Origin of the sequence: Halobacillus litoralis (genome assembly GCF_004101865.1) — a bacterium.
In the GTDB taxonomy this organism is placed as follows: Bacteria; Bacillota; Bacilli; order Bacillales; family Halobacillaceae; genus Halobacillus; species Halobacillus litoralis_A.
The window spans coordinates 3,540,100-3,562,237 of record NZ_CP026118.1 but is presented as its reverse complement, the minus strand read 5'-3'; the positions used below and the strand labels follow the sequence as shown (position 1 = coordinate 3,562,237).

At 41.3% G+C, this 22,138-nt stretch carries 19 protein-coding genes and 1 other annotated feature; of the genes, 7 read left to right on the top strand and 12 right to left on the bottom strand.

Annotated features, from left to right (window positions below; genetic code table 11):
• Positions 1 to 67 precede the first annotated feature (67 nt).
• Entirely contained in the window at positions 68 to 532 is a 465-nt protein-coding gene (locus HLI_RS17575) for a universal stress protein (RefSeq protein WP_128526211.1), read from the top strand.
• A 33-nt stretch (positions 533 to 565) separates the two neighbouring features.
• Here HLI_RS17575 and HLI_RS17570 read toward each other — a convergent pair whose 3' ends face one another.
• From HLI_RS17570 to HLI_RS17555, 4 genes are all read right to left on the bottom strand, one after another.
• On the bottom strand, positions 566 to 1,078 hold the full coding sequence (locus HLI_RS17570; protein ID WP_128526210.1) for a MogA/MoaB family molybdenum cofactor biosynthesis protein: 513 nt from the start codon (positions 1,076 to 1,078) through the stop codon (positions 566 to 568).
• Positions 1,078 to 1,908, bottom strand: a complete 831-nt coding sequence (locus HLI_RS17565) for an EcsC family protein (protein WP_128526209.1) — start codon at positions 1,906 to 1,908, stop codon at positions 1,078 to 1,080. The genes HLI_RS17570 and HLI_RS17565 overlap by 1 nt, the downstream gene beginning before the upstream one ends.
• A 105-nt stretch (positions 1,909 to 2,013) precedes the next feature.
• Complete coding sequence (locus HLI_RS17560; protein ID WP_241656017.1) at positions 2,014 to 3,141, bottom strand: acetate kinase; 1,128 nt, start codon at positions 3,139 to 3,141, stop codon at positions 2,014 to 2,016.
• A gap of 186 nt (positions 3,142 to 3,327) precedes the next feature.
• On the bottom strand, positions 3,328 to 4,320 hold the full coding sequence (locus HLI_RS17555) for a class I SAM-dependent methyltransferase (RefSeq protein ID WP_128526207.1): 993 nt from the start codon (positions 4,318 to 4,320) through the stop codon (positions 3,328 to 3,330).
• Between the two features lie 231 nt (positions 4,321 to 4,551).
• Between HLI_RS17555 and HLI_RS17550 the strand changes: the two genes are divergently transcribed.
• A complete protein-coding gene (locus HLI_RS17550; RefSeq protein WP_128526206.1) occupies positions 4,552 to 5,358 on the top strand; it encodes an NAD kinase in 807 nt (268 codons plus the stop codon).
• A 146-nt stretch (positions 5,359 to 5,504) separates the two neighbouring features.
• Here the strand turns inward: HLI_RS17550 and HLI_RS17545 are convergent, their stop codons facing one another.
• The 5 genes from HLI_RS17545 to ezrA all read right to left on the bottom strand — a co-directional run bounded on the left by HLI_RS17545 (position 5,505) and on the right by ezrA (position 11,841).
• A complete protein-coding gene (locus tag HLI_RS17545; protein WP_128526205.1) occupies positions 5,505 to 7,091 on the bottom strand; it encodes an amidohydrolase in 1,587 nt (528 codons plus the stop codon).
• Between the two features lie 208 nt (positions 7,092 to 7,299).
• A complete protein-coding gene (gene thiI, locus HLI_RS17540; RefSeq protein WP_128526204.1) occupies positions 7,300 to 8,517 on the bottom strand; it encodes a tRNA uracil 4-sulfurtransferase ThiI in 1,218 nt (405 codons plus the stop codon).
• A gap of 6 nt (positions 8,518 to 8,523) precedes the next feature.
• The gene (locus tag HLI_RS17535) at positions 8,524 to 9,663 is read right to left on the bottom strand and encodes a cysteine desulfurase family protein (RefSeq protein WP_128526203.1); all 1,140 of its coding nucleotides are present in this window, start codon (positions 9,661 to 9,663) and stop codon (positions 8,524 to 8,526) included.
• Positions 9,664 to 9,799: 136 nt separating this feature from the next.
• Positions 9,800 to 10,138, bottom strand: coding sequence for a hypothetical protein (locus HLI_RS17530; RefSeq protein ID WP_128526202.1), 339 nt, complete (start codon positions 10,136 to 10,138; stop codon positions 9,800 to 9,802).
• A gap of 11 nt (positions 10,139 to 10,149) precedes the next feature.
• The gene (ezrA, locus tag HLI_RS17525; protein WP_128526201.1) at positions 10,150 to 11,841 is read right to left on the bottom strand and encodes a septation ring formation regulator EzrA; all 1,692 of its coding nucleotides are present in this window, start codon (positions 11,839 to 11,841) and stop codon (positions 10,150 to 10,152) included.
• A 160-nt stretch (positions 11,842 to 12,001) separates the two neighbouring features.
• Here ezrA and hisJ point away from each other — a divergent pair, with 160 nt between their 5' ends.
• On the top strand, positions 12,002 to 12,805 hold the full coding sequence (gene hisJ, locus HLI_RS17520; protein WP_128526200.1) for a histidinol-phosphatase HisJ: 804 nt from the start codon (positions 12,002 to 12,004) through the stop codon (positions 12,803 to 12,805).
• Here hisJ and refZ read toward each other — a convergent pair.
• The gene (gene refZ / locus HLI_RS17515) at positions 12,795 to 13,397 is read right to left on the bottom strand and encodes a forespore capture DNA-binding protein RefZ (protein WP_128526199.1); all 603 of its coding nucleotides are present in this window, start codon (positions 13,395 to 13,397) and stop codon (positions 12,795 to 12,797) included. The two genes, hisJ and refZ, sit on opposite strands and share 11 nt — an antisense overlap.
• Before the next feature lie 122 nt (positions 13,398 to 13,519).
• On the opposite strand from refZ, the gene HLI_RS17510 reads away from it, so the two are divergent.
• On the top strand, positions 13,520 to 13,999 hold the full coding sequence (locus tag HLI_RS17510; RefSeq protein ID WP_128526198.1) for a GAF domain-containing protein: 480 nt from the start codon (positions 13,520 to 13,522) through the stop codon (positions 13,997 to 13,999).
• Between the two features lie 55 nt (positions 14,000 to 14,054).
• On the opposite strand, the gene HLI_RS17505 is transcribed toward HLI_RS17510, so the two are convergent.
• Complete coding sequence (locus HLI_RS17505; protein ID WP_128526197.1) at positions 14,055 to 15,950, bottom strand: sensor domain-containing diguanylate cyclase; 1,896 nt, start codon at positions 15,948 to 15,950, stop codon at positions 14,055 to 14,057.
• A gap of 379 nt (positions 15,951 to 16,329) precedes the next feature.
• Between HLI_RS17505 and rpsD the strand changes: the two genes are divergently transcribed.
• Entirely contained in the window at positions 16,330 to 16,932 is a 603-nt protein-coding gene (gene rpsD, locus HLI_RS17500; RefSeq protein WP_128526196.1) for a 30S ribosomal protein S4, read from the top strand.
• Positions 16,933 to 17,166: 234 nt separating this feature from the next.
• On the opposite strand, the gene tyrS is transcribed toward rpsD, so the two are convergent.
• Positions 17,167 to 18,435, bottom strand: coding sequence for a tyrosine--tRNA ligase (tyrS, locus tag HLI_RS17495; protein WP_128526195.1), 1,269 nt, complete (start codon positions 18,433 to 18,435; stop codon positions 17,167 to 17,169).
• A gap of 120 nt (positions 18,436 to 18,555) precedes the next feature.
• Positions 18,556 to 18,763, bottom strand: a binding site (T-box leader).
• Positions 18,764 to 18,885: 122 nt separating this feature from the next.
• Here tyrS and HLI_RS22035 point away from each other — a divergent pair.
• A complete protein-coding gene (locus HLI_RS22035) occupies positions 18,886 to 20,142 on the top strand; it encodes a transglycosylase domain-containing protein (protein WP_241655882.1) in 1,257 nt (418 codons plus the stop codon).
• On the top strand, positions 20,076 to 22,106 hold the full coding sequence (locus tag HLI_RS22030; protein ID WP_241655881.1) for a transglycosylase domain-containing protein: 2,031 nt from the start codon (positions 20,076 to 20,078) through the stop codon (positions 22,104 to 22,106). The genes HLI_RS22035 and HLI_RS22030 overlap by 67 nt, the downstream gene beginning before the upstream one ends.
• The last annotated feature ends 32 nt before the right edge of the window (positions 22,107 to 22,138 follow it).

Genomic DNA, 22,138 nt, shown 5'->3' with positions numbered 1-22,138 from the left:
ATCATATATCTATGAAGCTTTTTAGCATGATATAATATAAGTAACCATTAGGAAGGGGGCATCAAGCATGACTTTTGAATATAAAGATATCGTAGTCGCTGTGGATGGATCAGAAACAGCAGAGGTCGCGTTTAATAAAGCCATTGACATTGCCAATAGAAATAATGCCAAGTTGATCTTAGCTCATGTCGTTGATACCCGTGCTTTTGCTACTGTAGAAGCTTACGACCGCTCACTAGCGGTTCGGGCAGAGCAATATGCAACAGAGCTATTAAATGATTACCAGCAGAAAGCAGAAAAGGCAGGAGTAACTAACGTTGTTGTCGATATCGAATATGGATCACCAAAAGTGAAAATTGCTAAAGATGTCGCTCCGAAATACAAAGCCGATTTAATCATATGTGGTGCGACCGGGTTGAATGCTATGGAACGTTTCTTCATTGGAAGTGTTTCTGAACACATTACCCGTTACGCTACTTGTGATGTGCTTGTCGTTAGACCGGACAGCCCTGCAACAATTGAGAATGATTGACAAAAGGAGCCCTTCGAATTTCGGGCTCCCTTTTTATTGATCTTTTTTCAATTCATGTACAACATGAGGAAGTTCTGGTAAAATCAAACGCTCCATTGCAAGTTTTACAGCGCCTGAAGAACCAGGAGTAGAAAAAACAGCTGTATTTGCGATGCTACCTGCCATTGCTCGTGATAGAATAGCCGCTGAACCAATATCTTCATTGTAACTTAACATTCTGAATAGCTCTCCGAAACCAGGGATCTCTTTTTCCAACAACTCTGAGAGTGATTCTATCGTGACGTCACGTCCTGCTATTCCAGTTCCGCCATTTAATAAGATAACTTCCACTTCAGGATGCTTCTTACCTGCTTTCACCCATTTCTGTATCTCCTGCTTATCATCCGCAACAATATTATAATGCACAAGTTCGTTCCCTTGCGCTTTCAACATTTCTATCATTATTTGACCGCTTTTATCTGTTTCTTCGTTTCGGGAATCGCTTACTGTAAGTACCATACACCCTATAGGGTCCCTGAGGTGTGTCGTAAGATGTTCTTGTGACATTAATTTTCACCTTCCTGATTGATAAGATGGCGATATTGATAAAATTTCATAGCAAATTCAGTGACTTGTCTGGTTAGATGATAATTCGAATAAGCACCTATAGCAATGCTGATAAATGGCAATCCCTGAACAAGTTTTTTCCGAAACATAAGAATGAACATAGACTTGAAGCATTGCTTCATCGGTTGCTCAAGCCATGCTTCGTCCGTCAATTGATCATCCCCTTCAAAAATATAGGGGTGTTGTTTCTCATTAACTTCCCGCATCAACTCATTCCAGGCTCCTGCTTTAAGACGCTTCGGCAAAGTCGCTGCGTGAAAAACTTTCAGGGATACCATCATCTCATAAGGATGATTCATCTCGTGGCCAAATGTTAACCCGATTAACTGGATCGCCCTAATGTTCATAAGCATCATCAGCGGGTAATCGATACCGAGTAAAAACCACCCTCCAGCACCCGTCAGTCCCCCTTGGGCAAAAGAATAGAGACGGCCTCTCGCCATTTGTTGTTCTGCTATGTAAGTTAACTGTTCGACCGTCAGCTCCCTTTCCATATCTTCAATCCGCTCAATACGGGGAGAAAAAATCCTACCTACCATCAAAATTCTTTCTCTTGCTTCATACTGGTAGGAGGTACCTTGTAAAAAAGCATGTGTATGGAAGAACCAGTCATCTAACTTGGAAAAGAGCTTCTTTCTGACTCCAGGGTCTATGTTGGTGAAGCTTTGACGGATCCAATCATCGTACATCATTTCAAAATCATTCGGTTGGTAATTTTGATATTGTTCCAGCCATATATCCAATTCCGCACGTATACGTTTTTGTGACAAAGCGCTTCCCCCTTGGACTTTGTGTCTTACCATATATTGTAGCCTGAAAGCTTAAAAAAAAGCAATTGCTCGATGTCAAAACAAAGAGCAATTGCTTTTACTACATTATAGTCCTTTTTCAACTGTATCACGAGCAATCATGACTTCCTCATTCGTCGGAATGATCATGACTTTAACCGGTGAGTGCGGATAGTTGACGAACGCTTCTTTACCACGTACTTGGTTAAGAGCAGGGTCCCAATAAACACCCATGAACTCTAAACCTTTCAATACACGCTCACGAATAGAAGTGCTATTTTCACCGACCCCCGCTGTGAAAATGATTCCGTCGATTCCATGCATTCTTGCAGCATATGATCCAATATATTTGTGGATACGCGCGGCGAATACTTCCAGTGCTAACTCGGCCCGCTCATCCCCTTCTTCTGCACGCTGTTCAATGTCCCTTAAATCGCTGGAGAATCCGGAAAGAGCGAGCATGCCACTTTCTTTATTCAATACGTTCATGACTTCGTTTGCTGTCTTCCCTGTCTTATCCATAATGAAAGGAATTAAAGCAGGATCAATGTTACCAGAACGTGTGCCCATTGTTACCCCTGCAAGTGGAGTGAATCCCATAGACGTATCTATAGATTTCCCGCCTTCGATCGCCGCAATACTTGCTCCGTTACCCAGGTGGCAGGAAAGCAGACGCAGCTGGTCTACAGGGCGCCCAAGCATTTCAGAGGCACGCTCTGATACATACTTGTGAGAAGTACCATGGAAACCATACTTCCTGATCCCGTACTCTTGATAATATTCATAAGGCAAGCTGTAAAGGTAGGATTGTTCCGGCATAGACTGGTGGAACGCAGTATCAAAAACAGCTACATGAGGTACATTCGGCAGAACTTCACGGAACGAATTGATGCCTGTCAGGTTGGCTGGGTTATGCAATGGAGCCAGGTCAGAAACTTCTTCAATCTCTTCAATGACTTCATCTGTGATAAGAACAGAATCACTGAAACGCTCGCCACCATGGACGACACGGTGTCCTACACCATTTATTTCTTCAAGAGACTCAATAATCCCGTTAGCTGTCAGTTTATCTAAAAGCAGTCTTACTGCTTCGCCATGGTCTGGGATATCTGTAACGGATTTATCTTTTTCATCATTTACTTCTATTGTGAAAACTGCGTCATCAAGGCCGATTCGTTCAACAAGGCCCTTGGTAATGACTGTTTCTTCAGGCATTTCAATCAATTGGAATTTCAGTGATGAACTGCCTGCGTTTATAGCAAGAATTTTATTACTCAATGTTGCTCATCCCCTTAAGTTTTAGGTTCATAATATTCTACCACTACTATTTAATCACCCGTCATCACCGATTTCAAGGTGGATAAGATATGATAACGTTTACTTGTTATATTCGGTATTTTCTCACAATTGCTTTGCTTTATAATCATCAAACCATTGATTCATCTGCCCCAAAATATCGGACATGGCATCTGGATTTTTGAATGAAGGTAACTTCGCCAGCAAGGCTTGTTTTGGAGCTTCAGCACCGTTTCCTTTTTTCTGAAGAATTAATATACTTTTACCATGCTTTTCATCTTTGAATAGAGAATCAGACAACTGAAGCATACCTACAATATGAGCCTCTTCTCTCAAAAAAGAATTCAAAGCTTTGGACTGATCACTATCAAACAGGAAGTTCGGTACGATAAACATCAGGTATCCGCCTTCTTTTGTGTAATTCAATCCTTGCTCGATAAACAAATGGTGAGCATATGAAAGCCCATCTCCGGCTTTCAGCTTATATCGAGAAGCCTGGACATCGTCGGGGTAGTATCCCACAGGCAGATCAGCCAATACGAAATCTACCGGCTCCATCAAGAAAGGAGCTAAACTGTCCTGGTGGAAAAATTCAATTTCGTTCTTTTGAAGGTTGGCATTAGCCACTGCCAATTGAATCAAAGTGGGGTCCACCTCGCTGGCATAGGCTGTTAAATCCATCTCCAGCTGGTTCATGACAGAGGTGATTAAATTACCACTACCGGAAGCGGGATCAAATAACTTTAATTCCTTCTGGTCTTCAAACAATTTTGAAGCTAAGTAACCCATGAACATAGCAACTGAATCCGGAGTAATCAAATGCTGTTGCTGAGTAGCGCCTTTCATTCCTTTAAGAATGGTAAGTTGTGTAGCCTTTCTGATTTCTTCTTTTTCAAATTCTTCTTTTTTCATTTTCAAGAGTTCATTAGTCAGGTGTGTCTGCAACCCTTCACTCATATCATCAAAAGGTTGACCATTAAAAAGCACGTCCATTGTTTCCGCAATCGCTTCAAGGTATGTGATATTCATATCTTCTGAAATGGTGGTGGCTGTTTCATCCACCCATTGAAATAGCTTTTCCACTTGCTCTTGCTTCATAAATCATTCTCCTTCACTGTCGAGGAATTCATAAAATTAGCTGCACAGCTTTCCAACACTGATGTGCCGACACAAACGTACATTTTTGCATTTTTATCTAACTCAACCATATCGGAATCTACTTCTCAATTCAACAATGATAAACTTTACCGATTCTTGTGAATATTGTGTGCGGTTACAAGAATGAAATGGTAAAATGACTACAAGCTATACATAAGAGGAGGATGTTTTATGAACGATCACCGTAGAAACCTATTCTTTTATTATCATCAAAATAAAGAATTGAATGATAAGTTGGAATCTCTGTTCCAATTAGCCAGAGACAACGATTTCCATGTCGTCGAAGACTCCCGTGAAGCAAACATCATCATTGCAGTTGGTGGAGATGGCACATTCTTGCAAGCTGTTCGTAAAACAGGCTTCCGTCAAGATTGTCTGTACGTCGGAATAAGAAGTCAAAATGAAGCTGGCCTATATTGCGATTTCGATATCGATGATCATGATGAAATGATTGACGCCATGAAAAATTCTGAAGTGGAAGTCAGAAGGTTTCCATTGATTGAAACGACCATTAATAACGAATCGACCTTTCACTGTTTAAATGAATGCAGTGTTCGTTCCACATTGATCAAATCGATTGTAATAGATGTATACATTGATGACCTGCTTTTTGAAACGTTCCGTGGTGATGGCTTAATAATAGCTACGCCGACGGGGAGTACTGGATATAATAAATCAACAAAAGGAGCCGTCGTAGATCCAAAGCTCCCTTGTTTCCAGATCAGCGAACTCGCCTCTTTGAATAACAACAGGTACCGTACCCTTGGATCATCTTTCATTCTGAGCGGTGAACGCACATTGAAACTCACTGTCCGCCAAGACGGTAACGATCACCCACTCATTGGAATGGATAACGAAGCCTTTTCTATCAGAAACATTCATGATGTTACCGTCAATCTGAGCAACCAAGTCATTAAAACCGTCAAATTAAAGGACAATACGTACTGGAACCGGGTCCAACGCACCTTTTTAGATTAGGCTCGGATCTATATGTAGGTAATAAAAATTAGAAAAGCTTGATAAAGAAAAACAGCCAGAGTTGGAAAAGAAAAACCAACCTGGCTGTTTTCTGTTGCATTTAATTATCGAATCATCATCATAAATACAAAGGATCATCTAATTGTCTAGCGTTGATAGACGATATCTCCATCTACCACTGTCATCGTGACGTTAGCGTCAGCTAATTCATGAGGCTTCAGAGCAAACAGGTCTCTGTCCAGCACAGTGAAATCAGCCAGAAACCCTTCCTGTATCATACCTTGTTCATCTTCTTTATGGATTGCTTGTGCGCTTCCTTTTGTGTAAAGGGATACGGCTTCATAAACAGATAGCTTTTCTTCTGCTTGATAGACAGCATGATCGTAGGTGGCACGACGGTCCACAGCCGCCCGGATACCTAGTAAAGGGTTTATTTCTTCTATCGGTGCATCAGATCCTCCGGCACATTTAACCCCTGCATCGAGCAGAGTCTTCCAGGAATATGAATTTTTCAGACGCATATTACCTAAGCGTTCTATAACCCAGGGAAAATCTGATGCAACAAATGTAGGCTGGATATCCAGAACTACATCTAATTCCTGTAACTTCTCAATGAGGGATGGACTTAAAATCTGAGCATGAATAATACGGTCACGTTCCCCATTCTGCAATGGATTAGCTTTAATCGCCTGTGCCACAGCTTCGACAGCTCCGTCCCCGATCGCATGTACCGCTACAGGCATAGCACGTTTCCTAGCCTCATCAACAAGCCCCGCAAGCTCCTCTTTAGTATGAATCGCTACCCCATATTTTCCTGGAGCATCAGCATAAGGCTCATTCAACCAAGCTGTCCGTCCTCCCAACGCCCCATCGGAAAAGATTTTCAACGCTCCTAATTCCACAAAATCTGTTCCTTGCTTATAACCTAATTGCTCTTTATCAACATCCTCGATAACACCATGGTGAATTAATAGATGTGCTCTGAATTTCGTTTCCTTCCCATCAATCACATGTTGAAAGGCATCATAAGTTTTTCGAAATCCACCATAATAGTTGAGGTCTTCACTATGACCTCCAACTAAACCATAGGCATGCATATCCTTCACTGCTAAATCAGTTGCTTTGCGTAAATATTCCGGCGTAACTTCCGGCATCGCTTTTTTGACCAAATCCTGAGCCTGGTCATGAAAGTACCCTGAAGCTGCCCCATCTTCATCTCTTACAATAACTCCTCCTTGCGGGTCTTTCGTTTCTTCAGTAATGCCAGCAAGCTCCATCGCTTTTGTATTTGCTAAAAGGGCATGGCGGCATACCCTAGTCAGCATCATTGGGTGCTCTGAAGAAATTTCATCCAGCTCATCCTTATGTATGATGCGTTTATCTTCCCACTGGTTTTCATTCCAACCATCACCGATAATCCATTCACCTGGCGGCACCTGCTCTACATGGAGCTCCAATGCTTGTTTAACCTCTTCTGCAGATTTCATGAAGGTTAAATCAAGACGCATCAATCTTTCACCATGTCCGATGATATGCAAATGACTATCTGTAAATCCTGGATACATAACGGCACCTTTTAAATCGTGTTCTTGTGTGATTTTATTTTCATAAGCCGAGAACAGATCTGGTGTGTCCCCAACGGCAACGATTTGCCCTTCTGAAGTAACTACTGCTTCTACCCATTCTCCTTCGTTTTTCATTGTATAGATTTTCCCACCATACCAAAGCTTCATTTCGGCACTCCCTCTCACCTTTTAGTACTACCTATATCATAAATTCCATAAAAAGAGAACTATCTTGACCCATTAATAACAAAATGACAGGTACAATGGAACATAGCGTGGCTTATCCTGCCTCCTTCTTTCCCAGGATTGCATTTAATAAATGTCCTGGATGTTAAAAAAGCTCCTACCTCTTCCAGGCAGGAGCTTTTATCTGAGATTATAACAAATCACTGAATTCATCGTCTTTCTGCTGATTTGTTTTAACGTGGTCTGCGGTCACTTCAATAACATAGGATTCTTCCAGGGCGTCCTCGATATCTTGGGTGAAATCTGCGTTGGATTCATAATAATTCGCCTTTTCCCGATTCGGTTTAGTTTTAGGTGCTTTTGGAACAAACACTGTACAACAGTCTTCAAACGGGCGTATGGAAATGTCATAGGTTCCGATTTTACGAGCGATGTCAATGATTTCAAGTTTATCCATAGAGACTAACGGACGAACGATCGGATAATTGGTCACTTCATTGATCGTGTTCATACTCTCCATCGTTTGACTTGCCACTTGGCCAAGACTTTCTCCTGTTGTAAGCGACAAAATATTCTCTTTTGAAGCGACCTTTTCACTGATTCTCATCATCATTCGCCTCATGATTGTCATACTATAACCCTCAGGCATCTCCCTGTGGATTTTTTGTTGAATACCTGTGAATGGAATAACATGAATGTTGATTTTTGACCCGTATTTTGCCAATTCCTGGGCTAAATCTATGACTTTCTGCTTGGCGCGTTCACTAGTGTATGGAGGTGAATGAAAGTGAACAGCATCAATCTCAACTCCCCGCTTCATTGTCAGGTAACCAGAGACAGGACTGTCGATACCGCCGGAAAGCATAAGCAAACTTTTACCCGTGGTTCCAACAGGTAAACCCCCACCCCCCGGGTAGTCCTGCGCGGTTACATAAGTTCCTTCATGACGAACTTCCACTTTTATTTCGACATCAGGATTGTGGACATCGACCTTTACATTCTCTGTATTCCTTAAGATATGACCACCGAGTATAGGATTCATTTCTTGAGATGGTATAGGAAATGTCTTATCCGTTCGTTTGGAAGATATTTTAAACGACTTAGCATCATTCGCCTCATTAAAAGCCAATAGAACAGCCTCTTTCATTTGTTCTTCTTCTTTTTCCACCTTTACAGTAAAACTGAGACTATGGATACCAAACACATTCTGACACTTTTGCATAACTTCATGAGGGTCTTCGCCATTCAGATGAACGAACATTCGTCCTTGAGTTTTTTGAATGGTTGTTTCAGGATGTTTTCTTAACATACGTGCGATATTGCTCTGTAACTTCTGTTCAAATGCTTTTTTATTTTTTCCTTTTAGAGCCATTTCTCCATATCGAATCATTATACGATCAAAATTCATTGATACTCACCCCATCGTTTGCTGTAATTTTTCTACTGTTGTGTCTAAAATTTCAAGAAACTTCTCTATTTCTTTTTCATTATTTTGATAAGACATGCTTACCCTGAGAGCGGATGTAGTCAGGTCATGATCCAGATTACAAGCTTTTAATACTGTACTTACGTCTGGCTGTTTTGAGGAACAAGCTGATTTCGTAGAGATGAAAATCCCCTTTTCTCCTAAGGAGTGGATCACGACTTCCGGCTTATAGCCTGGAATCGAAAAATTGACGATATGTGGAGCTCCATCCTTAGGAGAGTTGATCTGACAATAAGAGCGTTTTTTCAAACTTGTCCACAGCAAATGCCTGAGCGTGCGTAAGTGATCGCTCTTACCAATTTGGTCTTCGTGTAGTAAACGAAGAGCTTTCACAAAAGCGACCGTCCCTGGCAGGTTTTCTGTACCAGCCCGAACTTCTGACTCTTGACTGCCACCATGAAGCAAAGGAAATAAAGACACGTACTTTTGAACGACCAACGCTCCTGTACCCTTTAAGCCATGGATTTTATGGCCGGAAATTGTACACAAGTCTATGCCCCAATCCTTTATTGGTAAATCGATTTTCCCTATGCCCTGGACATGATCAACATGAAAAAATATTTTTGGATAATCTTTTAATATCTGGCCTATTTCTTTAATCGGCTGGAGCGTTCCTAACTCATTATTCACCGACATGATACTTACAAGGGTGGTATCTTCTCTAAGAGCGCCTTTAAGCTCCTCCAGATTAACCTTCCCATCCTTATTTACATTTATATAAGTGACTTCAAAGCCCAAAGACTCTAGTGCACCAAATGCCTGGATTACAGAAGGGTGTTCAATTCGGGAGGTAATCAAGTGCTTTCCTCTCGTCTGATGTTGAAAAGCAATCCCCTTGACTGCCATATTGTTCCCTTCCGTTCCACCTGAGGTGAATACCACTTCTTGAGGATCTACCTGCAACAAGCTGGAAGCTTGTTTCCTTGAACGTTCTAACAGACGTTCTGCTTCGCTTCCAAAGCTATGGACAGAGGAAGGGTTCGCATAATATTGGTCAGCTGCTTTCTGGAAACTGTCCAACACTTCCGGAAGTGGTCGGGTTGTCGCACTATTATCTAAATAAATCATGAGCTTTGACTCCTTTGAATTCAAATTGCAGTCCATTATTTTATCATAACATTTTTATCAAATAAACTGCGACATTTCCCTGGTAATGCCTTTACAAAGTAAAACAAGCACCTGCTTAACCTGCAGGTGCTTGTTTTCAACTATTATCTGATTCTGATTCATCCAGTTCCAGAGTTTCCAAAAGAGTATCGATGCTTAGCTTTCCATCTTCATTAACATCATCGATCCACCTTTTTGTAATAACCTGTTTCCCGATTATGGTTTGGGTTTCAGAGGTCTGTTCATGTATTTCAACCAGGAAATTCGCTGTTTCTTGTTCGCTAAGAGTTTTGCCAGAGGTAGGTGAATGGAGGGCTAAGCTATGATTGCCCACCGCGTCATCTCCATTTGATGGAGACCACAGGAAAAGCAATAATACGCTGGTCCACACAAGAATCATGGCCGTTCCCAAACCAAACAGTAAAAGCTTTTTCATAGTAACACTTCCTACACGAGTACTTCTTCTTCTAAATCAATCTTAGAAAATAAATCCGGATCCACTTCTTTTATGGCCTCTGCTGCTAATGTCAGAGCTTCATCGTAATGGAAAGTTCTGAATCGATCTTCTGCCTCTAAGAGTTTTGCAGCCAGGAGAGGATACTTGCTTCTGTAGCGGTTACCATACTGAATCACTCGCTCTGCAAAGTGTGCTTTTCCCATCACTTTTTCCGCATCCTGGCTTAATTGTTCAGTCATCTCTACAGCTTCCTCTAATTTCACCAGAACAACCGTCATATCCAATGGCTGCTTCTCAAGGTTTTGAAAAACTTCATCAACCTTCTCACTTGCCAGTTTCATATCTTCATAGATCGAAGTGGGAATGCCCGGAATGTTACTACGCTTCAAACGACGGTGTGTATCCAAAAGTAATTCTTCCATGTTAGCAAGTTTCTTCTTAGCTTCACGCTCATCTTTACGGAGACTCTGGACCCGCTCGTTGAAATAACCGTGCTGCTCTTGAAGTTCTCCCACTTGCTCCTGGACTTGTTCTAAATCTTCCCGGAGAGCAGCATAGGAGGTCTCTCCATCTTCACGTTTGAAATCGATACTCGTCATCCGATTCTTTAATTGGTTGAACCAATTCTTGACGCCTCGATATGATTCCAAGTCTTCTTCTTCCAGTTGGTATGTGATTTGTATTTCTTTCAATTCCCGCTCCGTATCTGTCAACAAATAGTCCAGTTCGTCCAATTGGGCTTTAAGTGGAACCAATTGTTTTTCTACATAATGATGAGCAATCGCTTCACTTTCAAGCAGTTGGTACATTTCTTGAATACGTACTTCTATTTCATTTAAAGTCTCTTCAACTTCCGTTTCGTCTCCCTGTTCAAGTTGGACAACCATTTCTTCCAATGAACGCTCATATTTATGTATTTCCGGCAAGAAATCAAAGTGGGAAACCCGGTAGCCTTCAGCTTTCATATCGTCCAAACCGTATTTTAATTCTTTCAATTGTTCAGGCAGCTCTGATTTTGCTTTTTTGTAACGATCCGGGAAGTATTGTATGCCTTCATGTAACGCTACTATTTCTTCACGGATATTCTTCACTAAAGCGTTAGCTTCAATATAGTCCCCTTGTTCTGCCAACCTTTCATATTCACCTAATTGATCCTTCAGGTTATCAACGCGCTGTTCAAAAACATGAATCGCTTTTCCATATTGGTGCCGGTTTTGAATCAACACTTTCGTTAAATCTTTTAATTCCGGCTCCATCGTTTCAATTTCAATCCGGCTCTGTTTTTCGGAATCGAGTAAGTTTTCCAACTCTTCCAACATTCTCTTAATGTCTTCTTCAATGTTCAATAACTTCTTTTCGGTCTGAGCTAACACTACTTTCACTCTTTTCAAGCGATATCGATCAGCTGCTTCCTCTGCATCGAAGAGATCTTCTTCAAGCTCCGGCAGTTCTTTTGTAAGGATTCGATCCCATCGGTTCCGCCAATTCTCGAATTTCTCTTGAGTCTCACCCGAAAGGTTCAAATTCTTCACCTTGGATAACTCTTCGGTGACGCGCCGATTCATGATATCCATTTTCCAACCTTCTAGGCGATCTACTTCATCATAGACTTTTTTCCGCCAAATCAGCCCTATGATGAACAATGCAATAAGTAGTAAAATAGCCCCTATGACAAACTTCATAAATAGCCTCCTTACAATAAACGTGTCATACGGATGTATTACGTTCCGATATATGATTTAGTTGTTTATAATGATACCATGTAAATCATACTTTTGGCTAAAATATTTCAAATTTATTATCATATTGACAAAAAATTCAAACGCAAAGGAGAAATGTGATATGAGAGATGGACATGTCCATTCACCCTACTGCCCTCACGGCACAACTGACTCCTTAAAATCATATATTGAAAAGGCAATCCAATCCGGTTATCACTCTCTGACATTTACAGAACACGCTCCATTACCTCCTTCTTTTTCAGACCCTGTCCCTGAAAAAGATAGTGGGATGAATTCAAAAAAGATCGATGATTATTTCACGGATATTGAGAAAATGAAAGAAAACTATAAAAAAGACATCATCATTCAAAAGGGGTTAGAGGTTGACTATATTGAGGGGTTCGAGGAAGAGACCAAGCACTTTTTGGATATTTATGGCCCTCATATGGATGATAGTATATTGTCTGTACATTTCTTGAAAGGCAAAAACAATTGGTATTGTATTGATTATAGTCCTGAAATGTACAGGGCTTCTATGGAGGACATCGGTAGTAATGACCATTTATACCAAAAGTATTTTCAGACACTTAAGAAATCAATTTTGAGCGACCTGGGTGAATTTAAACCAAAGCGTATCGGTCATATGACACTTGTTAAGAAATTTCATCATTTATTTCCTGCTCCGGAACAGTGGAAGGAATATGCGGTCGATTTCCTTGAATTTGTGAAAAGCAATGACTTTTCACTTGATTACAATGGGGCAGGTACAAAAAAACCCCATTGCAAAGAAACTTATCCACCTCTAAATTTAGCGAGACGGGCTTCCTCAATGGGGATTCCTCTGATTTATGGTTCAGATGCTCATAAATCTTCAGCTATTACACAAGGTCTGGATGATATAGATGAAAAGCTGCTTACATTTTAGCAGCTATCAATTGTACAGATTGATGATCGTTCATAAGTTCACTATACACCCTGACGAAATGGTCTATGGATGCTTCTGTTATAAAAGGATCCTTGAACTCCTGAGGCATCATGAATGGTGCATTAAGAAGCCCCTTTAATTGTAGAAGGCAAAGCTTCTCTTTAAAAGTCACTTCGATTTGAGAGTTTTTCTGAAAAAGAAGTTGTATGAAAAGATGATTTTCCTTCGCTAAATAAGTAACAAGCATCTCACGAGCAAAAACGGTATTCAAAGTTAATTCCCGATAAAGCAAACAGGATAGTTGATAATGGGATTGTTTATAATGTAAAATTTTCCTCACTAAAGAATTCAAATGATTATCATCGTCAGTAAGTTGCTCACTTTCTAACATCTCAAGATAAGGTTCAAAATAACTGACAGCAAGCGATTCAAAAAGACCTTGCTTACTTTTGAAGTAATAATGGATCAAGGAGACATTGACATTTGCAGCCTTTGCAATATCTCTCACGGATGTCCCATTGAATCCTTGGCTGTAAAATAGGCGGCAGGCTACATCTAACACCTTAGAACGTGTCATGTTCAGTCGAGTCATCATTTTTCCCCCTTAGGAAAAGATTCTCTGTTTTTGTAGGATTTCCTGCCTATAATCGTCCATCAAATACCGACATGAATTTCGAACACCTGTCGAATCACGCAAAATCAGGAGGTATGAATATGTTTCAATCATCTGCCTATACCGGCACTAAAGAAGAAAATTATGGTCTATTGATCAAACAATTGAAAGCCCTCATTGAAGATGAACCGGATGCCATTGCTAATTTGTCGAATGCTTCTTCCTTACTGAATCAATTCTTAGAAGATGTGAATTGGGTAGGGTTTTACTTATGGAAAGAAAATCAACTGGTGCTTGGTCCGTTCCAAGGTTTGCCTGCATGTGTAAGAATTCCATCTGGCAAAGGAGTTTGCGGGACAGCCGTTTCTGAGCAAAGTGTCCAGAGAGTCGAAGACGTTCAGGCCTTTCCAGGGCACATTGCTTGTGATGCCGCAAGTCAATCAGAAATAGTCATACCTATCTTAAAGGATAAAGAGATTTATGGTGTCTTAGATATAGACAGTCCTTCTAAAGGCAGATTTGACGAAATCGATGAAGAAAAACTGCTTGATTTTGTCACAACCCTGCAAAAGCATTTGTAAAAATTAAAAACAGCCTCTTCCTTCATATACCTTGGAATCGGGCTGTTTTAGTTCTTTAAAAAGAGTTGCGATACTCTTCCGCAACGACCAATTTATTTTTACCAGAATTTTTAGCTTTATAAAGAGCTTGGTCCGCTCGTTGAACAATCTGTTTTCGGTCAGGCATACTCTTTAAGATATTCCAAGAAGCCAGGCCGCAAGAAACTGTCACAGAAGGATGAGTATTGACAACAACTTTTTTTCGCATCCTTTCAGCCAGTTCATGTGCTTCTTCGGCTGAAATCAACGGTAAGAATACAGCCAGTTCCTCCCCTCCCCACCGGGCTGCTATTCCGACTCCTTCAATGTTATCCTTAATGACGTCCGCCACCTGGCAAATGACTTCGTCCCCGATTTGATGACCATATGTATCATTAACCAGTTTGAAATCATCAATATCAAAAAGAATCAAATGCCCTTCCTGACTATCCTCGATATGCTTCTCTACACATTCATCCAAATGGATTCTCGAATGTAATTTTGTCAAATAATCAGTGATCACAGCTTTCTCGAGCTTTTCCCTCAGCATAGAATTGGCAAAAGCGAGTGTCGAGTGATGGACCAGTGATTGCAGAAGTTTGAATGATTCGAATGTAAAAAAATATGGTTCTTTGTGAAGCACGATGGCTAAACCATTTATATGTTCATGATCCGTCATCGGCACTGCCATCACTGATCTGAAAGGGCTGTATTCCTCCGTCATTTCATTCTTAAAATCGCCGATGAACAGTGCTTCATCCTGATCTTCCACCATTTTTTCCAGTTGTTTGACCAAAGAGGTGCACTGCTTTGAAGTGAAAAAAGATGAACTTCCTTCAAGTACATAATAATCAGGTTGTTCCTCATTCCATGTGAGGAAACCAACTTCATGGGCATGGAACGATTGCTCGATTTTGAAAGCCATAAAACTTATCTTTTCAGTTAATCGAATATTTGAATTTAATTTTTGAGAAGTAGAATTGATCAATTGTAAATCATCATTAAGTTTTCTTGATTGTTGATAGAGTTGAGCGTTCTCAAGTGCGTTACCTGCTGTATTTGCAATAAGCAGAAAAAATTCTATATCTTTTCTCGGAAAATATAAATAGCTCGGTGCGACCACTTGTAAAACCCCATATATCCCTTGTTTCCCTTTCAACGGGGCGTATAAATACGATTGTTTTTCTTGAAGGCGATCTTCTATTTGTATTTCACCCTTCATGTAAGCTTGTATACTCGCTTTTGAAGATGGATCCATATCGTATGCAAGCTCACGGACCGGTAAGTCTTTATCAGTTGTATAATCTTGCGATAACAAAAGGTAATACTGAAAATCAGGATATACCTTCCTCAAAGTCTCAATCACTTCATTCAAAACTCCATCTGTATCAATAGAAGAATGAAATTGAGAAGTAACTTTATAAAGCAACTCATACTTCTTCTTTTCTTCAAGAGTCGAATATAGACCTTCGACTTTTTTAATACATTTCGTCAATTCATCAGAAAGGACCTTAAACAATCCTTCTCCAAAAGAAGGAAGTTGATCGAACCCTAAGACTAAGAACCCAAATATCTTCTTCCCTGACCCAAGCGATGTGATCGACAAATCCATCGTTGTATCCCCTGAACGTATGATATGTTCCACTTCCTTTGAGCTGAGAGAGTCAGAGTCTGGATGTATGAGATCATCTAAAGAAAAGTGATTACGTAAAAATGGGTGACCTGGAGAAGTTTCCGAGTACAACCGGAAATGGCCTTTCCATTCATCCAAAAAATAAATAGCACTGAAATGGGCATCCGCTACTTCTTCCATTTCTATGGAAAGATTGACAATGAATTGTTCAAAGGTGTAAGGTGTCTCGGTTGTGAGTAACTCGAATAATTGACTTTGAATTTTTTGAATTCGCTGTTCAATAAAGTTTTTTACAATCATTCTATTCACCTATCTTCCCTTACAAACTTATTGAGTATATTGTACCATGACTTTAATCATCTGAACGACCATATTAATGGAATTTTTTCCAATTCGCTTAAAAAACGATCCCTTTGCCCTGAATTAAGGTGATAGCTTGGAAGAAACATCGCTTATCCTCTTGACTTAAGGTCTATATAAAATTATAATGGTCCTTGTGTAAAATAAATGGCAGCCTATGTGAACCGTCGTTGTTTTCATTTTGTTCCTTCACTATCGAAGGTGCATCGCGTAACTCTCTGCTGCTGGGGCGAAGGTGCATGAAAACATAATGAGCAATGAAAGAAGGAACACACTGTTTTTATTTTATGCAAAATAAAATAAAAAGGAGGAAATTCCTATGGCACGTTATACAGGTCCAACCTGGAAAAAATCTCGTCGTTATGGTATTTCTTTAAGCGGAACTGGTAAGGAGCTTGAAAAGCGCCCTTACGCACCTGGACAACACGGTCCAAACCAACGTAAAAAACTATCCGAATTCGGTCTTCAACTACAAGAGAAGCAAAAGCTTCGTTTCATGTACGGTTTGACTGAGCGTCAATTCCGTCGTATGTTTGAAGAAGCGGGTAACATGAAAGGGATCCACGGTGAAAACTTCATGATCCTTCTTGAATCCCGTTTGGATAACATCGTTTACCGTCTTGGTATAGCTCGTACACGCAACCAAGCGCGTCAGCTAGTTACACACGGTCACGTAACAGTAGATGGTGGTCGCGTTGACATCCCATCTTACCGCGTAGCTCCTGGTCAAGAGATCAGCCTTCGTGAAAAATCTCAAAAACTTAACGTCGTAGAAGAGGCGATCGAAGTAAACAACTTCGTACCTGAATACCTCACTTTCGACGAAGACAAGCGTGAAGGAACGTACACTCGTTTTCCTGAACGTTCAGAGCTTCCTTCCGAAATCAACGAACACCTTATCGTTGAATTCTACTCCCGTTAATAGAGTAAGATATTTAATTGATACAATAAAGCCCTTGAAATGTAGGTCCACTTACATTTCTAGGGCTTTTCTTTTTCTATGGATGATATCATTCGACAATGAGCGGACCAGTTCGTAATTTCGTTAGAGTGAAAAGGGGCGTTGGGAAACAAGTAGTTTGCCAACGCCCCTTTATATAGTATGAAAATATCCATATTCTAAAGTGTGCTTCCAAACCGATCACCAGTAAAACCTTTATTGGAATCTAATTAGGAAATACTTTTTCTTGCCACGTCTAATTATAGTGAAACGGTCTTCGATTCGATCCTGTTCTCCAATCGTGTGCTTCAAATCCTGATTGCGTTCTCCATTGATATATACTGCACCATTCCCGATATCTTCTCTAGCTTGTCGCTTAGAGGATGAAATACCACCTTCAACTAGCAAATCAAGAAGTTGAGGATTTTTCACTTCAGAGGTGTAAGCAGGTACATCCTTAAACCCTTGCTCAATTTCTTCTCCAGAAAGAGCTTTTATATCTCCACTAAATAGAGCTTCAGAAATACGCTCTGCTTGCTTCAACGCTTCCTTGTCATGGACAAGCTCTGTCATTTCTTCTGCTAACCTACGCTGAGCAACCCGTTTTTCAGGCTGTGCTTCCACTTCCTTCTCTAACTCTGCAATCTCTTCTAGACTTAGGAAAGTGAAGGACTTCAAGAAGCGGATGACATCGCGGTCGTCGGCATTGATCCAGAACTGGTAAAACTCGTAAGGAGAGGTTTTTTCAGGATCCAGCCATACCGCACCGCCAGCTGTTTTTCCGAATTTGGATCCATCTGCTTTCGTAATCAATGGAACCGTCAAACCGTATGCATCTACTTCTTGCTCCCCAGCAGCTGATCGCCTCAGTAATTCCAAACCTGCTGTAATGTTCCCCCATTGGTCACTCCCCCCTATTTGAAGGGTACAGTTCTCTTTTTCATGAAGTTGCTGAAAATCTAATGATTGAAGAATCATATAAGAGAATTCAGTAAAGCTGATTCCTTGTTCAATTCTCGATTCTACAGAGTCTTTAGCTAACATGTAATTGATCCCAAAATGTTTGCCGGTGTCTCTCAGGAAATCTATGATGGTCATTTGTGACAACCACTCATGATTGTTTCTGGCTACAGCTGCGTTGTCCCCCTCTTCAAAGTTGAGGATTTTTGCAAGCTGGTTTTTGATGCTTTCGCTGTAATCGTGAACGACTTCCGCATTGTTCAATTGACGCTCCGTAGATCGCCCGCTTGGATCACCAATCATGCCAGTACCGCCACCAACTAAAGCGATAGGTCGGTGTCCTGCCTGTTGGAATCTTTTCAGCATCAAAATAGGGAGTAAATGTCCGATATGCAAACTGTCAGCTGTTGGATCGAATCCACAGTAGAGCGTGACTTGGCCGCTATCTAAATGCTTTTCTAAACCTTCTTCATCTGTAATCTGATTGACCAGACCTCGCTGGTGCAAATCTTTTAACAAATCCATTCTGACCACTCCTCTTATCGTTTTCCTATATGTTGAGCTATGGTTGCAGGGAACCTTGGAGATGAAAATACGAGAATAGTCCCTTCAGTCAGAAGACGAAAAAAAGACCTCTTCCCCATAAAAAGGGACGAGGTCTTTTCGCGGTACCACCCTTGTTGCACAATATATGTGCCACTTGTATCGATAACGGCTATCACACCGTCTTCTGATTCACACCAGAAGATTGCTCCAGGTCGTAATTCAAAAACAAATTTGCACCGACTTCCACCGACCGTCAGCTCTCTGTAGCAGGGAAATGTTCTCTACTTCAATCTTTCAACGCACGCATATTCAACTATGTACTATATTTATCATATCCAAAATAAAAAAGCAACAAATTCTGAGGATGGTTATATATCCTATCTTTCCCCGTTGTGTTATAATATTGATGGATTTTTAGGAGGTATTATCATGTCTAATAATAAGAAGAAAGGTCGAAATAAATTGGATTTCCGGTCTCTTTGGCAAGACGAATCCATCCAGAAGAAGACCCGCATCACCTATGATGTCATTTGGAACGTCATCTTATTTTTTATCATCATTGGTGTTGTCGGGCTTTTCTTCGCTGGCGGAGTCGGAGCCGGCTATTTCGCTTCACTAGTAAAAGACCAGCCGGTCACAAGCGAAAAAGAAATGAAAGAGACGATTTACAATTACGCTGAAACATCCACAATGTATTTTACGGACGAAACAGAAATTGGTGATGTCAGTTCAGACCTATATCGTGAAGAAGTTCAACTAGAACAAGTCAGTGAACATTTGCAGAATGCTGTAATAGCGACAGAAGACGAGAATTTTGGAGAGCACAAAGGTGTTGTTCCTAAAGCGGTTATGAGAGCTGTCGTGCAAGAAGTGACAAACTCAGCTGTCAAAACTGGCGGGAGTACCTTAACTCAACAATTAGTTAAAAATCAAATTCTAACTAATGAAGTTTCTTTTGAACGTAAAGCAAAAGAAATGCTCCTTGCTTTAAGAGTAGAAAAATTCTTAGAAAAAGAAGAAATACTTGAGGCATATTTGAACATTGTTCCCTTCGGCAGAAATGCCAACGGACAAAACGTAGCTGGTATCCAGACTGCAGCCCAAGGAATCTTCGGGGTGAATGCGAGTGAATTGAACCTTGCCCAATCAGCATATATCGCGGGCCTGCCGCAATCACCATTCGGATATACACCTTTCAACAACAATGGATCAATTAAAGAGAAAGAGAATCTTGAAGATGGTATCGATCGAATGCATGAAGTACTAGACCGCATGTTGGAAGCCGAATATATTACTCAGGCTGAATATGATGAGGCTATGAAATTCAAGATCAACGAGGAAACCTTAGCTGATCCTAAAGCAACAGCTATCGGGGAATATCCTGCTATCAACCAGGAAGTACAGAGTAGAGCTAAAGAACACATTAAAGCCTACTTATTGAAAGAAAACGGACATACACAAGAAGATCTGGACAAAGATGAAGCCTTACAGGAAGAATATGCTACCCTCGTGGAACGGGAACTGTCTTCCGGAGGATACAAAATCCACACTACGCTGGATAAAGAAGTCTATGAAGTTATGAATAAGGTCAGAGATTCCTATACTGAAAACAACTGGCCTTGGGGCAGAAAACAGCCTTCAATGCAGAGGGTGAAGAAATACAAGTGGATACTCCCCTTCAATTAGGTAGCATGGTCATTGAAAATTCAACAGGTAAAATCCATGGCTTTATCGGCGGCTATGATTTTGAAGAAGAATCTATGAACCACGCAACACAGGCGCGCCGTTCAAACGGGAGTACGATGAAGCCGTTACTCGTTTATGGTCCAAGCTTTGATATGGGGGCTGCTCAACCAGGATCGGTTATAGCAGACGTCCCATATTATTATAATGCAGGTACTCAAGTCCGTAACTTCTCGAGAAACCATCGCGGCTTTGTTTCCGCACGGTATGCGTTAGCGAATTCTTACAACATTCCCGCCGTTAAACAATACAATGAAATTAGAAATGAAAAACCAGTGGAGAACTATTTAGTGAAAATGGATATGGGAAGTAGTTTAGTTGGTGACGATTATACAAACGAATCCATGGCCATTGGTGGCCTTACGAGAGGTATAACGGTCGAGGAAAACCTGAATGCGTATGCCACTTTCGGCAACATGGGGAAATTCGTCGATGCCTATATGATTGAAAAAATTGAAACAAACGATGGCGAAACCATCTATGAACATGAAGTGAAAGAAACTGAAGTTTACAGCCCACAGGCAGCCTATTTGACTATTGACGTCATGAGGGATGTTCTGGAATATGGAACAGGCTCAAGGGTCCCAGGTTTACTCGCAAATCGCGGCGTCGATTGGGCAGGTAAGACAGGGACCTCACAATATACAAGAGACTCCTGGTTCGTAGCTACCAACCCGAATGTCACAGTGGGTATGTGGACAGGATTTGCAGAAGGTAATATGCAGCACTTGAATTACAATGCGAGAACACAAGGTTTATGGGCAGATGTGGTCAATGCAGTGTCTGAGATCAGACCAGAATTAATGGTCCCAAGTGATAACTTCGAGAGCCCTGGAGGCTTGGTGACAAGATCTTATTGTGCAACCTCTGGTCTGCTTGCGTCAGATCTTTGCTCCTCTGTTGGGCTTGCAAAAAGCGATATTTATGATGCTGACTATGCGCCAAGCAAAGTCGATGACAGCTTAATTAGCGGCGATTTCGTGAGAGTGAAAGATCAGCTTGTTGTGGCTGGCTCTAACACTCCGAATGAGTTCATCCTCGATGGTGGCGGTGTAACGTTAAGCCCTGAATTCCTTGAAGAGAATGGCTACACAAGCCCTGAAGTGCTAAGAGAGCTCTTGCCGAATTCCGGAGCATGGTCAAATGTTGCCCTTCCTTCAACAGGATCTATCGGTTCGACAGCTACATCGATAGATAACGATGGGCAAGCTCCTGCAGCTCCTGGATCTGTTTCAACTAGTGGTTCTTCCATTAGCTGGTCCTCGTCTGCAAGCAGCGATGTGGTAGGTTACCGCGTATATCGCGCTTCAACACCTGGTGGCTCCTATTCTTTAATTGGAAGTACTGTAGACAATGCCATCAGCTATTCCGGTGGTGAAGGTGTATATGCAGTCAGAGCAGTCGATTACTTTGGACAATCTTCAGCCTTATCAGATCCAGCTACAGTAGGAGACCCGGATGCTCCTGAGCCTGAACCAGAGCCTTCAGAAGATAATAACGGTTCTGACGGAAATTCTGGGTCTGACAATGGCTCAGGGAATGATTCAGCTTCAAATGGGAGTAGTGGTTCAGGAAATGAATCGGATAATGACAGCTCAAATGATGATTCTGGGAGCGATAATTCCGGTGGCTCTGGAGACGAATCCGGCGGCGATGGCGGTTCCGGTGATGGCTCTGGAGACGGGTCCGGCGGCGATGGCGGTTCCGGTGATGGCTCTGGAGGCGGGGCCGGCGACGGTGACAGTTCCGGTGATGGCTCTGGAGGCGGGTCCGGGGGCGATGATGGCTCCGGTGATGATTCTGGAAGCGGATCCGGCGGCGGTAACGGTTCTGGAGGTAACTCCGATAGCGAAGCTAATAGCTCAGGAGAAAATACGGAAAGTGATTCAAATACAGATGAAGAATAACAAATTTAAAAACTCCGATCGTTCAACGATCG

Coding starts and splice junctions, on each gene's coding strand:
- HLI_RS17550 (WP_128526206.1), top strand. CDS start 4,552: ATGAACGATCACCGTAGAAACCTATTCTTTTATTATCATCAAAATAAA.
- HLI_RS17555 (WP_128526207.1), bottom strand. CDS start 4,320: ATGAAGCAAGAGCAAGTGGAAAAGCTATTTCAATGGGTGGATGAAACA.
- HLI_RS17545 (WP_128526205.1), bottom strand. CDS start 7,091: ATGAAGCTTTGGTATGGTGGGAAAATCTATACAATGAAAAACGAAGGA.
- refZ (WP_128526199.1), bottom strand. CDS start 13,397: ATGACTCGACTGAACATGACACGTTCTAAGGTGTTAGATGTAGCCTGC.
- thiI (WP_128526204.1), bottom strand. CDS start 8,517: ATGAATTTTGATCGTATAATGATTCGATATGGAGAAATGGCTCTAAAA.
- hisJ (WP_128526200.1), top strand. CDS start 12,002: ATGAGAGATGGACATGTCCATTCACCCTACTGCCCTCACGGCACAACT.
- ezrA (WP_128526201.1), bottom strand. CDS start 11,841: ATGAAGTTTGTCATAGGGGCTATTTTACTACTTATTGCATTGTTCATC.
- HLI_RS17510 (WP_128526198.1), top strand. CDS start 13,520: ATGTTTCAATCATCTGCCTATACCGGCACTAAAGAAGAAAATTATGGT.
- HLI_RS17570 (WP_128526210.1), bottom strand. CDS start 1,078: ATGTCACAAGAACATCTTACGACACACCTCAGGGACCCTATAGGGTGT.
- HLI_RS17560 (WP_241656017.1), bottom strand. CDS start 3,141: ATGCCTGAAGAAACAGTCATTACCAAGGGCCTTGTTGAACGAATCGGC.
- rpsD (WP_128526196.1), top strand. CDS start 16,330: ATGGCACGTTATACAGGTCCAACCTGGAAAAAATCTCGTCGTTATGGT.
- HLI_RS22035 (WP_241655882.1), top strand. CDS start 18,886: ATGTCTAATAATAAGAAGAAAGGTCGAAATAAATTGGATTTCCGGTCT.
- HLI_RS17505 (WP_128526197.1), bottom strand. CDS start 15,950: ATGATTGTAAAAAACTTTATTGAACAGCGAATTCAAAAAATTCAAAGT.
- HLI_RS17530 (WP_128526202.1), bottom strand. CDS start 10,138: ATGAAAAAGCTTTTACTGTTTGGTTTGGGAACGGCCATGATTCTTGTG.
- HLI_RS17535 (WP_128526203.1), bottom strand. CDS start 9,663: ATGATTTATTTAGATAATAGTGCGACAACCCGACCACTTCCGGAAGTG.
- HLI_RS17575 (WP_128526211.1), top strand. CDS start 68: ATGACTTTTGAATATAAAGATATCGTAGTCGCTGTGGATGGATCAGAA.
- tyrS (WP_128526195.1), bottom strand. CDS start 18,435: ATGGATTTGTTAAAAGATTTGCACCAGCGAGGTCTGGTCAATCAGATT.